Below are 13197 nucleotides of genomic sequence, written 5' to 3'. Positions count from 1 at the left end.
CGTTCATCTCAGCCAGGCCTCGAGGTTCTCGGCGATGAAGGCGTCGTCGTTCAGGTGGGGGTACGCACGTCGCACCCGCTCGATCTCCTCCGACTGTCCCGGCGAAAGACCCTCGTGGGGATCCAGGCACCAGATGCCGTCGAGGAGGCCCTGCTGACGGAGCATCTCGTGCACACCGGCGATCACGCCGTGGAAGTCGTTACCCGGGTCGAACACCGCCTGATTGACGTCGACCATGTCCGAGGCGACGAGCCCCAGCTCGCGATACGCACGCTGGTCGCCGCTCATCGCCTGCCGAGCCCGGTCGAGGAGCGAGACGGCGGCGCGCGTGCCGACGGCCCATTGGCCGAGCAGCCCTCCGACGAAGCGCAGCGTGCGCGGACCGGACGGAGAGTCCACGTGGAACTCGGAGAGGAGATCGGCGACGATCGCGTCGTCGTTGCCTGTGTAGAGCGCGATCTCGTCGGCTCTGCCGGATGCGGCGACTCCGCGAACCAGCTCCAACGTGCGATAGCGGTCGAAGGGCGCCGCCTTGACCGCGACGACGGCGGGAATCGAGGCGAACTCGCACCAGAATCCGCGGTCGAGCACGGGGCCGCCGATCGCGGTCTGCAGATAGAAGCCGACGACCGGCAGCACCTCCCCGACCGCGCTCGCGCGCTCCAGAAGGGCGCGCTCGTCGGCACCGGCGACGCGCGGGCTCACGAGCACTGCGTCATATCCGAGATCGCGGGCGAGCTCGGCCTCCGCCACGGCTTGGGCCGTACCGCCCGCGACGCCGGCGATGCGCACGACATCGGCGTTTGCGCGTGCATCCAGCTCCTCGGCGGCGAGCGCGAGGACGGGTTCGAAAAGACCGTGCTCGGGGTCGCGGATCTCGAACTGGGTCGTGTGCACGCCGATCGCGATGCCTCCGGCTCCGGCGTCGAGGTAGTAGCGGGTGAGTGCGCGCTGACGCCGCTCGTCGATGCGCCTCTCCGCCGTGAGCGCGAGGGGGTGCGCCGGGATCACGGCTCCACGGGCGAGCGTCGCTGCGGCCTCGGGGCGCAGGGCCGGAACCACCATCAGAACTTCCCGTCCCGCACTGCCCACTTGGTGGGTTTGGCGATCATCGGCAGTCCGCTCTCGATCCAGCCGGCCTGCAGGCTGATCAGCGTCTCGGCGGAGATCGCCGGGTAGCCGAACAGCGCCATGCACCGACGGGCGTCGCTGAGCAATGCGGTCGGCTGCGGTTCGTCGACGATCGTGATGTCGCGGTCGAACAGTGCCCCGAAGCGGCGGGCGATCGACTCGACGCTCAGCAGTTCGGGACCGGTGAGGTTGATCATGAGGGGATCCGTGGAGGCGTGCACGAGACTGCGCAGCACGACCTCGTTCGCGTAGCCCTGCCAGATCACGTTGACGTTGGCGGTCGCGACCGACACCGGCTGACCGGCATGCACGGCGCTGCCGATGTCGGCGAGCACGCCGTAACGCAGGTCGACCGCGTAGTTCAGACGGATGATCGCGACCCTGGTGCCCCGCTCCTGCGCGCCGAACTCGAACACCCGCTCGCGTCCGAGGCAGGACTGCGCATACTCCCCGATGGGAGCGGGCTGGACATCTTCGGATGCTCCGCCGGAAGAGGCGGGAAGAAAGGGGTAGACGTTGCCGGTCGAGAGCACCGAGATCGCGCTGTCGCGGTAGCGGCGGGCGACGCGGTCAGGCAGTGCGGCATTGACCTCCCAGGCCCAGGACGCGTTGGTCGCGGCGCCGAACTTCGCGCCGACCATGAACACCACGTTGGGTGCGTCCGGCAGCGAGGAGAAGTCATCGTTCTGGATGAGGTCGAAGGGCACCACGTTCACGCCCGCTTTCTCCAGATGCTCTCGGACCGCGGCATCGCCGAAGCGGGAGACCGCGTGGACCGCGTCGTCCTGACGCCCGGCGGCATCCATCCCTCGTCGCGCGAGCATTGCCAGGGTGGGGCCCATCTTGCCGCCTGCGCCGAGGATCACGAGGTCCCCCTCTCCCCGGGCGAGGTCCTCGATCAGGCCTGCGCTCGGCGTGGCGAGGGCCTCCTCGAGCTCCGCCTCCGACGTGAAGCTGTGCTGAGTCATGTGGTGCTTTCCCTTCTTCTCAGCCCTTGATCCCCGTGCCGGCCACGCCCTCCTGCACGTACCGCTGAGCGATGAGGTACGCGAGGAAGATCGGCAGCAGCGCGACGACGGATCCGGCGAGCATGGTGCTCAGCGGAACGTTCTGCTGCTGCAGCGACGAGATGCCGACGGTGAGTGTGAACATCGCGTTGGACTTCGCGATGATGAGTGGCCAGAGGAAGTCGTTCCAGTGCCACAGGAAGACGAAGATGCCCAGCGTCGCCAGGATCGGCTTGCACAGGGGAAGCACGATCTGCAGGAAGATCCGGAACTCCCCCGCACCGTCGATGCGCGCGGCCTCGAAGAGCTCGTCCGGCAGGCCCTGGATGAACTGACGCATCAGGAACACCGCCTGCGCGTTCGCGAGCGACGGAAGGATCAGGCCCCAGTAGGTGTCGACGCCGCCGAGGTTCGCCATCAGGATGAAGGTCGGGATGAGAGTGACGTGGAACGGCACCATCACCATGGCGAGGAACGACCAGAACATCACCTCCTTGCCCCGGAAGCGCTTCTTCGCAAAGGCGTATCCAGCGAGCGCGGAGAGGAACAGCACGGCCACGACCGAGACGAGCGAATAGATGAGCGTGTTGCCGAGCCAGCCGAGGATGTTCTGCCCCGTGAGCACCTGTTCGTAGGCCTCGAACGAGATGTCCTGGAAGGGCGACAGCGAGCCGGGGAGCTCGACGACCATGCCGGGCTTCAGGCTCAGCACGACCATCGCGTAGAAGGGGAAAAAGCTGAGGATGCCGGCCACGCTCAGCCAGACCCACCGGGCGACGATCCCCCAGCCGGTCGGCTGGAGCGCGCGGTAAGCCCGGCGCCGCCGTGACGCGCCCGTCTGCACGGCGTTCTCAGTCCGGGTCGGAGGCTGCAACAGGGCGGTCATTTCTGCTTTCCGATCACCAGGCGCTGGATCAGCGCGACGACGAGGGTCATGATGAACAGGGCCACGCCGACGGCGGCCGCATAGCCGTAGTCGAAGTACCGGAACCCCTGGTCGTAGAGCAGGTAGACCAGCGAGTAGCTGGCGTTCGCAGGCCCGCCCTGGGTCATCACGTAGATGACGTCGAAGACCTGGAACGCGGCGGTCGTCTCGATCACTGCGAGGAAGAAGAACGTCGGGCGCAGCACCGGAAGGATGATGTACCGGAACCTCTGCCAGGCGTTGGCGCCGTCGACCAGAGCGGCCTCCTCGAGCTCGCGCGGCACATCCTGCAGCGCGGCGATGAGGATCATCATGCCGTAGCCGAAGCGCGACCAGACCCCGACGACGACGATCGCGGGGATGACGAGGATGGTGCTGCCGAGCCAGGATCCGCCGAGACCCAAGGGCGCCATCAGCGTCGACCAGGGGCCGTTGGAGGAGAAGATCCAGACGAAGATCGATCCTGCCAGCACCAGCGACGTGATGACGGGAAGGAAGAAGATCGAGCGGAAGAACCGCGCGCCGCGGAAGGCGCGGCGCACTCCAAGCGCCATCACGGTGGAGAGCACGAGCGCGATCGGCACGGCGAACACCGTGTAGATGAGCGTCGTGCCCATCGCCCGCCAGAACAGCGGATCGGCGATGAGGCGCTGGAAATGGTCGAGTCCGCGCCACGAGATCTCGCCCGTGATGTCGTAGTCGAACAAGCTGAGGGCGACGCCGACGATGCTCGGACCGAAGCGGAAGGCGATGAACAGGAGGAAAGCGGGGAGCACGAACAGGAAGGCGATGCGCGCCTCTCGCCGTGCGAGCACCCGCGCGACCCGCCCTGCGGGCCTCTTCGCCGTGGTTGCCGTCGTCATCAGTAATACCTCACGTGGGGGAGCGAAGGGAGGGGACGTGCGGTGTCTGGCTCCGCACGCCCCCTGATGCTGCTACTTCTTGATGAGTGGCGCCGCGGCCGCCGCGGCATCCTTGAGCGCATCCTCCGGAGACTTGTCCCCGAGGAGGGCCGCCTGGATCTCCGGTGCGAGAACGCCCATCAGCGCACGGGACGAGGCGTTGAGCTCGCCCACGGTCGTGTCGGGGATGTACTTCTCGACCTCGCCGAGCAGCGGGTCGTCAGCGTACAGCGGGGCGGTCGTGCTGAGCGCCGAGAAGTAGCCGGCGGCCTTCAGGTACGGTTCGACGACGTCGCCGCCGGTGGCGTACTCGGCGAACTTCGCCGCTGCATCCTGCGCCTTCGAGCCCTTGAGCACCGAGAGCGAGCCGACCGTGCCGTAGGCGACGGACTCCTTGTCCGTCAGCGGTGCCAGCACTTTGACGTTCTCTTCGCCCCAGAATGGCGCGACCTCGTTGACCGCGTTGTTCCAGGTGCAGCCGACCTTGCCCTGGGCGATGGCCGTCTGTTCGAGCGGGACGTTCGTGGTGAGGGCTTCGGGATCCAGGGCGCCCGCCTCCGCGAGGTCGGTGAGGAATGTCAGCGCCTGCACGCCCTCCTTGCTGTCGAACCCGACATCGCCGTCCTTCGTGTAGACCTCTCCACCTGCCTGCCAGAGCAGCGGGTAGTAGGTGAGGTTGAGGGTGTTCTCCGCGGACGCCGGATAGTTCAGGGCGTACATGCCCTTCTCCACGAACTTGGGGGCCATCGCGGCGACGTCGTCCCAGGTCTTGGGGTATTCGGTGACGCCGGCCGCCTCGAACGCGGCCGCATTGCAGATGAGCGGCTGAGCGCTGGTGAGGATCGGAGCGCCCAGGATGTCACCGTCGATCGTGACGGACTTCTTGACGTTGGGCAGCAGCTCATCCTGGCGCTGCGCGCTCAGCAGATCGTTGAGGGGGACGATCGACTTCTGGTACGCGGCGAGCTGATCAGGGATCAGGTAGACGAGGTCGGGCCCCTTGCCCGCAGCGATCGCCGTCTGGAGAGCTTCGTCGCGGTTCGCCCACGGGAAGATCTCGTACTTCACGTGGATGTTCTCGTTCTTCTTCTCGAAGTCGGCGATCGTCGAGTCCCAGAAGTCCTTGTGCACCGCCTCGTCGGCGATGACCGGGTACAGCCAGACGGTGATGTCCTGCTCGCCCTCTGCGGTGGTTCCTCCGCCGGCCGAACATCCGGCCAACAGGGTGGCGGCCGCGAATACCGCGACGGCGCCGGTGATCTTGCTGACGCGCATGGTGCTCCTTTGCTTAAACCGTGCTGAGTACGGTTCATTATGACACTGCGATGGGATAATTCGTCAAGTACAAGTTCGCAGACTCGTGTTTCGGTTGTATTTCCGGTTTGAGAACATCAAGACTTGATCTGAGAATTCGGTGTGCTAATTTGATCGCACCCGTCGACAGAGAAGAAGGAGGGACCGCACGTGGCCGTCACCCGCCCACTCTCGATCGTTGCGCGATGCGCACTGCAGCTGCGCGACGCCGGTCCCGCAACCGTCAACGACCTGTCACGGTCGCTCGAGATCTCGCGCACCTCCGTGGAGAATGCGGTGACCGTCTTGAGCGATTCAGGGCTGATCGCGGATGCGCCTGCACAGAACGGCGGCGGTGCCGGAAGACCCGCCCGCCGCTATTCGTTCCATGCTGCGGCCGGGACCGTGGTGGGCGTCGACATCGGCGTCGCGAGCCTGCGCGTCGTGCTGGCAGACCTGGCCGGTCTGGTCATCGCGCAGCGCAGCTACTCCGGCGTCGCCGCGCAATCCGACGGCGCGTCCAAGCTCGCCGCCGTGATCGACTGCGTGCGGCGCACTCTCATCGACGCCTCGATCCCCGCATCCAAGGTCCGCGCGGTCGGCGTCTCTCTTCCCGGCATCGTCGACGACGCAGGGCGCGTGACCACGTCGGTCGTCATCCCGGAGTGGTCGGGGATCGACATCGGCGCACAGCTGCGGCACGCATTCGGATGCCCCGTGGCGGTCGACAACGGTGTGCGTCTGGCCGCTGTCGCAGAGCATCACCTGGGTGTCGCGCAGCTGGTCGACGACGTGATCTACCTCTCGGTCGGCAACCGCATCGCGATGGGACTCATCCTCGGCGGCCGCCCCCGTCGCGGCATCCACAACGCCGCCGGCGACATCGGCAGGCTCGCTTTCCGCGGGCTGAACACCGAGACCGGCCAGATCTCGTGGCGCAGCGCATCGACCGCAGCGGAGGTGTTCGCCTTGGCGCGCGGCGACGACCCGGCCGCGCAACAGGAGCTCGACGAGTTCATCGACGAGCTCGCCCACGGCATCGCGACGCTCACCATGACGGTTGATCCGGCGATGATCGTGATCGGGGGCGGACTCTCCGCCGCTCACGAGCAGCTGCTCGACCCGCTGCGGGCCGCCCTGCCCGGCCATCTCGGCCTGCCGTTCCACGTGCCGATCGCCGAAGCGCGTCTGGGGGCGGAGGCGGCTGCGCACGGTGCAGTCGTGCATGCGTTCCAGCGGCAGGCCGCCGAGGTCTACGGCATAGACGACATGCCGGCGCCCCCCATCACGCCCCTGCCACCCGAGCCGGTCCGCACCGGCACGACCACCGCGGAGAACAACGAGGAGAAGCCGTGAGCACGTTGAAGGTCGGACTCATCGGCGCGGGCGGAATCTCCCGCGTGCACGCCGATGCCTGGCGGGCGCTCGGCGCTCAGGGATATGTCACCTCGCTCGCGGGGGCCGCGGAGATCGCCGACGCCTACGGATTCACCCTCGTCGAAGACGTCGACACACTGCTCGGGCTGGTCGACATCGTCGACATCGTGACACCGAGCAGCACTCATGCCGACTTCGCGCTGCGCGCCATCGCCCGCGGGCTCGACGTGATCTGCGAGAAGCCGCTGGCGGCGACGGCCGAGGCTGCGGCGGCCGTCGCCCGCGCTGCCGAAGAGGCCGGAGTGCGCCTGTTCCCGGCCCACGTCGTGCGGTACATGGGCGAATACGCCGCGATCAAGGCACACGTCGAAGCCGGTCGCATCGGCACCCTGGCCGTGCAGCGATTCAGCCGCACCGGATCGGCGCCGCAGACACCCTGGTTCTTCTCGGAGAGCACGGGTGGCGGTGTCATCCGCGACCTGATGATCCACGACATCGACCAGGCAGTGTGGTTCGCAGGACCCGTCGCGACCGTCTATGCGGTGCAGAACCCGCCGACCATCGACGACCGCGTTCCCGCACCCGTCACCTCCCATGTGGTCCTCACGCATCGCAACGGCGTCATCAGCCACATCCACGGCAGCTGGGGCGCTCCCGGCATGCCTTTCCGCACCAGCGTCGAGGTCGCGGGCTCCGAGGGGCGCCTGCGCTACGACAGCGCAGAAGACCACACGACGCGAACGGATGCTCTCCTCCTCGAAGGAGGCGCGACCGACTATCTGCCTCCGATGTCGCCACAAGAGAGCCCGTACTACGCCGAGATCGCCGACTTCGTCGCGTCCCTGCGAGAGGGCCGTGACGCCAGGGTCAGTCCGGCCGACGGCATCGAGGCCGTCGCCGTGGCCGAGGCCGCGTACGCCTCGATCGCCGCCGGCGCTCCGGTCGAACTCGCCGTGCCGGGACGATCCGTCGCCGAGATTCAGGAGGCCGTCCGATGACCGCTCACGTTCCGGTGCGGATCGCCCTGCTCTCCTTCGCGCACACGCATGCTCTGAGCTACGTGCAGGCCTTGAAGCAGATGCCGGGGGTCGACTTGATCGCCGCCGACCCCGACGGAGCCGCGGCACCCGACGACGCCCCCCGCGGTGCCGCCCTGGCCGCCGAGCTCGGAGTCGCCTACGTCGACTCCTACGACGACGCCTTCGCCTGGAAGCCTGACGCGGTCGTGATCGCCGCAGAGAACTCGCGGCACCGCTCTCTCGTCGAGCGTGCGGCCGCCGCCGGGGTGCATGTGCTCTGCGAGAAGCCGCTGGCGACGACGATCGAGGACGCCGTCGCCATGCACGATGCCTGCGAGCAGTCCGGCGTGATCCTGATGGTCGCCTATCCGGTGCGTTTCGCACCGAGCGTGCGCGACGCGATCGCCGAACTGCGCAGCGGTCGTCTCGGGAAGATCCTCGGTGTCACCGGTGTCAACAACGGCAAGCTCCCGCAGGACCGGGCCTGGTTCACCGATCCGGAGCTCGCCGGCGGCGGCGCACTGGTCGACCACGTCGTGCACTGCGCCGACCTGCTGGATGAGCTGCTGGGCGAGCGCGCGCAGTCCGTTCGCGCCGTGTCCAACGGCATCCTGCATTCGCATCGCGAACTCGAGGTCGAGACCGGCGGACTCGTCACGATCCGGTACCCCAGCGGCGTGATCGCCACGATCGACTGCTCCTGGAGCTGGCCCATGAGCTCGGCCACGTGGGGCGGCCTCACCCTGCAGATCATCGCCGAGCGCGGAACCCTCACCGTCAGCCCCTTCGCCAAGGGCGTCTCTGGGCACGATGCGCATGGGGAGACATGGATGCCGGTCGGCGCCGACCTCGACGCCCTGCTGCTCGACGAGTTCGTCCGCGCGGTGCGAGAGGGGCGGCAGGCGCAGCCCGATGCCGGAGTCGGCATCCGCACGGTCGAGATCGTCAAGGCCGCCCAGGCGTCCGCGGCCCTTCACGGCGAGGTCGTCGCCCTGCGATAGGAGCGGAATCACCGTGGCTCGGGCGATCCTGACCCCGTAGCCTGGACGGGATGAACAGGCGCGAGATGATCCTCCGTGCAGCCGCAGAGGAGTTCGCGGAGAAGGGCTACGCCGCGACGACCTTCGGCTCCATCGGCGCGCGCGTCGGCATGCATCGCAACGCGCTGCAGCACTACATCTCGTCCAAGCCCGAGCTTGCGGCCGAGATCGCCTGGCATCCGTTCCGCAACGGCCGCTTCCTCGAGCCCGACACGCCGCTCACGGGTGGCCTGCGGATGCTGTACCGCGTCGCCGAGTACGCAGCGGACCAGTACGTCGCCGACGTGTTCTCCCGCGCATCCAGCCGCCTCATGCTGGAACGGCATCTCGTGCCGGCCGAGCTTCCCGTGCTCTATGAGGGGTGGATCGCACCCATCACCACGCTGCTGCGCGAAGCCGTCGCGGACGGCGACATAGATCCGGCGGTCGACGTCGACGATCTCGGCTGGCGCCTGATCGGCGCGTTCACCGGGCTGCGGATGATGTCGGAGGCCCTCGACGAGTTGGACCGGCTTCCCCAGCGCGTCGCCCGTACCGCCGAGGACCTCCTGCGCGCGAACGCTCCGACCTGATCGCGCCCGGGCCGGAACGACCCCCCGCGGACGCACACCGATACAGTTGTATCACAATTCGGCTCCGCATCCTGAGAGCATCCGCCCTGTTCGCAGGAGTAAGCTGTCGCATCGGGCCACAGGCCCCGAGTGCACGAAAGGCGGTGATGGCGATGTCCGGTGATAGTAACGACGCCGCCCTCGCTGCGTCGCGCATGGCCATCTTCACGCGTTGAGCTTTCGCTCCGCGTCTCACCGGCCTGATCCTCGCAGCCGTCGGCGGCGTCATCCGCCTCTTGACGAATCTGCGCGCACCGGCGACCCCGGCGTGCGCCTGCAGGAAAGGGAGCCTGATCATGGCGCTCATCGACAACGGCGTGTACGTCCACGGACGTCGCGTGGAGACCCCGAAGAACCTGGACGAGACCTACCGCATCCTCGACGCCGTCGACGGCATCGCGTGGATCGGCCTGTACCGGCCGAGCCCCCAGGAGGTGCATTCGGTCGCGCGGGAGTTCGACCTGCATCCGCTCGCCGTCGAAGACGCTCTCTCGGGCCACCAGCGCTCCAAGGTCGAGCGCTACGGCGACACGCTCTTCGCGGTGCTGCGCCCCGCGCGTTACCGCGATGAGCAGGAATCGATCGAGTTCGGCGAGCTGCACCTGTTCATCGGCCCCGACTTCGTCGTGACGATCCGCCACGCCGAGTCGCCGAACCTCGGGGCCGTGCGCCGGCGCATGGAGGCGAACCCCGAGCTGCTCGCGATGGGGCCGGAGGCCGTGCTGTACGCGATACTCGACGAGGTCGTCGACGGCTACGAGCCGATCGTCTCCGGGCTGCTGAACGACATCGACGAGATCGAGGACGAGCTGTTCGGCGACAGCGACGACGACGCCCTCTCCCGCCGCATCTACCAGCTCTCCCGCGAGGTCATCAACTTCCAGCGGGCGGTGCATCCGCTCGCGGGGATGCTGGAATGGCTCCGCCGTGGCTCGGACAAGTACCGCATCGACGAGGAGCTTCAGCGTTCGCTGCGCGACGTGCTCGACCACGTCATCCGCATCAACGAGCGGGTCGACTCCTTCCGCGCGATCCTCGACAACGCATTGACCGTGCACTCCGCGCTGGTGTCGCGCCGCCAGTCCGACGCGAGCCTGGCGCAGAACGACGAGATCAAGAAGATCTCCTCGTGGGCGGCGATCATCTTCGCGCCGACGCTGGTCGGAACCGTGTACGGCATGAACTTCGACGCCATGCCCGAGTTGCACTGGACCTACGGCTATCCGCTCGCGATCGGTGCGATGGCGGCGTTCGCCGTCGGCCTGTACGGAGTCTTCAAGTACAAGAAGTGGCTCTGAGCATCTGTCGAGCGCGTCGAGATCCCGTGCTCTCTCCGAGTGCACGGGATCTCGACGTGAAAGGCCCGTGCACTCGGCAGGATCCCGTGCAGTCGTGCGGTGAGCAGAAGGTGCGGGGAGGGCGGGAGCGACACCGACATGAACGCTAGGCTCTTTGCCGTGCCGAACGCCGAACCTCTCGCATCCGACGCCACCCCTTCCGCAGCATCCGATGTCCGGCGTCTCGCAGAGGCTCTCGGCGGCGCCGCACCCCTCACCTGGGTGATCACGGGCGACTCGATCACCCACGGACTCGTGCACACGCAGGGCGCACGGAGCTACCCCGAGCACTTGCACGAGCTGGTGCGCGGCGAGCTCGGCCGCACGCGCGACATCGTGATCAACTCGGCGATCAGCGGACACCGCCTCACCGACATCCTCGGCGACTTCGACCGTCGGGTCGCGTCATGGCGCCCCGACGTCGTGACGCTGATGATCGGCACCAACGACCTCTCGACCGGACCCGACCGCGTGACGGTCGAACCGGCCGACTTCGCGGCGTCTCTCGGCGAGTTCGTCGACCGGGTTCGCGCCCTCGGGGCGATCGTGGTGCTGCAGACTCCGCCGTCGATCGATGTGCCCAACGCTCCGGGGCGTGAGCGGATCGTCGACTTCGTCGAGGCCGTGCGCGAGGTGGCCGCATCCGAGGATGCGCTCCTCGTCGACCAGCACACGCGCTTCACCGCGATCGGTCACGGTGGCGTCCCATGGGGCCTGATGGGCGACCCGTTCCACCCGAACGCCGCAGGTCACGCCGCTCTCGCGCTCGAGCTGGCGCGGGAGCTCGGCATCCGTCCCGACCCCTCACGCACGCTTGCACTGCTCGAGGCGCGCGTCCAGGCGGCCAGACTCAACCCCTGAGCCGCGCCGCGTTCAGGCGTTGGCGGTGCGTTCGGCTTCTTTGGCGGCGACGATCTTGCGCAGGCCGGAGCTGGAGAAGCGGTGGTCGCGGCTGTTGAAGTACAGCTCGATACCCGCCTCTTCGCAGTAGGTGCGGCCGGTGAAGTCGCGGTCCTCGTACTCGTCGCCGACGATGCGCACGTCGAGCTTGAAAGAGCGCAGGATGTCTTCGAGGTCCTGCTCCGTCGAGTACGGCACGATCTCGTCGACGTACTCGCAGCCACGCAGCTGGATGTACCGCTCGACGACGGTCTGGGTGGGGGCGTTCTTCTCCGGCCGGTCGAGAGTGGGGTCCATCTGCAGCCCGCAGATGAGGTAGTCGCACTGCCGCTTCGCCTCGGCGAGCATCATGATGTGCCCCGCGTGCAGCAGGTCGAAGGTCGAGAACGTGATCCCCACCCGCGGACCCGGGTTGTAATCCTGGTGCTTCTTCACGGACTGCGCTTCCACGTGATCTCCCGATTCTGATCTCGGCATCGATGTCCCGAGAACTCTATCCGAGCCACTGCTGCCCGAACTCCTGGGGAGCTGGGAGCGCCGACCAGCGCTCGCTCCGTTGAGTGCGGCGCCACGCGTCAGAGCGAGTCGAGGATCTTCCTCATCTCGGCGATCTCGTCACTCTGGGCAGCCGCGATGCTCTCCGCCAGCGCGACGGCATCCGCATCCTCGCCGTCGGCGATCTGCGTCTGCGCCATCGCTATCGCACCCTCGTGGTGCACGATCATCTGCTCGAGGAACAGCCACGAGGCTTCGGCGCCGGATGCCGCCTCGAGAGCGGCCATGTCCTCGTCGGTCATCATGCCGTCGCCATGATCCATGCTGTCGTCCGGAGCATCGACACCCCACTCGTCCAGCCAGCCCTGCATCCTGTCGATCTCGGGCGCCTGCGCAGCCTTGATGCGCTCTGCGAGATCCCGGACCCGCCCGTCGACACCCTCCTTGGCGAGCACCAGGTCGGACATCTCGACCGCCTGCTGATGGTGCACGATCATCATCCGCGCGAACATCGCGTCAGCGTCGTTCGCCCCGGATGCCGGCGCTGCCGACGAACCGTGCTCCATGCCCGGCATGGAGGAATGATCGCTCGATGCGGGGCCCGAGCATCCGGCGAGAGCGATGGTCCCGGCGAGGACGAAGGCGGCAGCGGCCACAGAGATCTTGGATTCCATAGCTCGAATGATACCCCATGGGGGTATTGATGGATCGGTGGGGAGAGTTTTGGTATTCGGTGTTGCTAAGTACCGGTACTCAGTGTTACTTTGTACTGGTACCCAGCAACACTGAGTACCGACATCAAGGAAAGGAGGACCTGATGGGCAAGCAGATGACCGAGATGCTCAAGGGCACCTTGGAGGGCGTCGTTCTCGCACTCCTGGCCGAGCAGCCGGCATACGGATACGAGATCACCACGCGACTGCGCGACCACGGGTTCGCCGACATCGCCGAGGGCACGATTTATGCGCTGCTGGTGCGCATAGAGCAGAAGAGCCTCGTCGACGTCGAGAAGGTCCCGAGCGAGAAGGGTCCGCCGCGCAAGGTGTACTCCCTCAACCCGCAGGGCCGAGACGAGCTCGAGGAGTTCTGGAAGTCCTGGAACTTCCTCGCGCAGCACATCGAACAGCTGAACACCACCACGAACAACAAGGAGAACTGAC

At 67.2% G+C, this 13197-nt stretch carries 14 protein-coding genes; 7 read left to right on the top strand and 7 right to left on the bottom strand.

Annotated elements, in window-relative coordinates:
* Window positions 1–3: 3 nt before the first annotated feature.
* The 5 genes from RS84_RS05390 to RS84_RS05370 form a co-directional block, all read right to left on the bottom strand.
* Window positions 4–1065 (bottom strand): dihydrodipicolinate synthase family protein, encoded by a 1062-nt coding sequence (locus RS84_RS05390; RefSeq protein ID WP_045256750.1) that lies wholly within the window; start codon window positions 1063–1065, stop codon window positions 4–6.
* Window positions 1065–2099, bottom strand: coding sequence for an NAD-dependent epimerase/dehydratase family protein (locus RS84_RS05385; protein WP_045256749.1), 1035 nt, complete (start codon window positions 2097–2099; stop codon window positions 1065–1067). Before RS84_RS05385 ends, RS84_RS05390 begins: the two co-directional genes overlap by 1 nt.
* Window positions 2100–2118: 19 nt before the next feature.
* A complete protein-coding gene (locus tag RS84_RS05380; protein WP_045256748.1) occupies window positions 2119–3024 on the bottom strand; it encodes a carbohydrate ABC transporter permease in 906 nt (301 codons plus the stop codon).
* Complete coding sequence (locus tag RS84_RS05375) at window positions 3021–3926, bottom strand: carbohydrate ABC transporter permease (protein ID WP_045256747.1); 906 nt, start codon at window positions 3924–3926, stop codon at window positions 3021–3023. Before RS84_RS05375 ends, RS84_RS05380 begins: the two co-directional genes overlap by 4 nt.
* Before the next feature lie 72 nt (window positions 3927–3998).
* On the bottom strand, window positions 3999–5240 hold the full coding sequence (locus RS84_RS05370; protein WP_045256746.1) for an ABC transporter substrate-binding protein: 1242 nt from the start codon (window positions 5238–5240) through the stop codon (window positions 3999–4001).
* A gap of 189 nt (window positions 5241–5429) precedes the next feature.
* Between RS84_RS05370 and RS84_RS05365 the strand changes: the two genes are divergently transcribed.
* The 6 genes from RS84_RS05365 (at window position 5430) to RS84_RS05340 (ending at window position 11503) form a co-directional block, all read left to right on the top strand.
* On the top strand, window positions 5430–6614 hold the full coding sequence (locus tag RS84_RS05365; RefSeq protein WP_045256745.1) for an ROK family transcriptional regulator: 1185 nt from the start codon (window positions 5430–5432) through the stop codon (window positions 6612–6614).
* Window positions 6611–7633 carry a Gfo/Idh/MocA family protein gene (locus tag RS84_RS05360; RefSeq protein ID WP_045256744.1) on the top strand — a complete coding sequence of 341 codons (1023 nt, stop codon included), beginning with the start codon at window positions 6611–6613 and terminating at the stop codon, window positions 7631–7633. The genes RS84_RS05365 and RS84_RS05360 overlap by 4 nt, the downstream gene beginning before the upstream one ends.
* Window positions 7630–8655: a Gfo/Idh/MocA family protein gene (locus RS84_RS05355; RefSeq protein WP_045256743.1), complete on the top strand. Its 1026-nt coding sequence runs from the start codon at window positions 7630–7632 to the stop codon at window positions 8653–8655. Before RS84_RS05360 ends, RS84_RS05355 begins: the two co-directional genes overlap by 4 nt.
* A 50-nt stretch (window positions 8656–8705) precedes the next feature.
* Complete coding sequence (locus RS84_RS05350; RefSeq protein ID WP_082062062.1) at window positions 8706–9266, top strand: TetR/AcrR family transcriptional regulator; 561 nt, start codon at window positions 8706–8708, stop codon at window positions 9264–9266.
* 335 nt (window positions 9267–9601) lie between these two features.
* On the top strand, window positions 9602–10603 hold the full coding sequence (locus RS84_RS05345; RefSeq protein WP_045256741.1) for a magnesium and cobalt transport protein CorA: 1002 nt from the start codon (window positions 9602–9604) through the stop codon (window positions 10601–10603).
* Window positions 10604–10762: 159 nt separating this feature from the next.
* Window positions 10763–11503 (top strand): SGNH/GDSL hydrolase family protein, encoded by a 741-nt coding sequence (locus RS84_RS05340; protein WP_045256740.1) that lies wholly within the window; start codon window positions 10763–10765, stop codon window positions 11501–11503.
* A 12-nt stretch (window positions 11504–11515) separates the two neighbouring features.
* Here RS84_RS05340 and RS84_RS05335 read toward each other — a convergent pair whose 3' ends face one another.
* Complete coding sequence (locus RS84_RS05335) at window positions 11516–11992, bottom strand: adenylyltransferase/cytidyltransferase family protein (RefSeq protein ID WP_200891979.1); 477 nt, start codon at window positions 11990–11992, stop codon at window positions 11516–11518.
* A 125-nt stretch (window positions 11993–12117) separates the two neighbouring features.
* Window positions 12118–12711 carry a DUF305 domain-containing protein gene (locus tag RS84_RS05330; protein ID WP_045256739.1) on the bottom strand — a complete coding sequence of 198 codons (594 nt, stop codon included), beginning with the start codon at window positions 12709–12711 and terminating at the stop codon, window positions 12118–12120.
* A 143-nt stretch (window positions 12712–12854) separates the two neighbouring features.
* Here RS84_RS05330 and RS84_RS05325 point away from each other — a divergent pair, with 143 nt between their 5' ends.
* Window positions 12855–13196 (top strand): PadR family transcriptional regulator, encoded by a 342-nt coding sequence (locus RS84_RS05325; RefSeq protein WP_045256738.1) that lies wholly within the window; start codon window positions 12855–12857, stop codon window positions 13194–13196.
* Window position 13197: the final 1 nt, after the last annotated feature.

It is taken from the genome of Microbacterium hydrocarbonoxydans (assembly GCF_000956475.1).
In the GTDB taxonomy this organism is placed as follows: Bacteria; Actinomycetota; Actinomycetes; order Actinomycetales; family Microbacteriaceae; genus Microbacterium; species Microbacterium hydrocarbonoxydans_A.
Note: the sequence above shows the minus strand (reverse complement) of the source record. Positions and strands in the feature narration are given on the sequence as shown.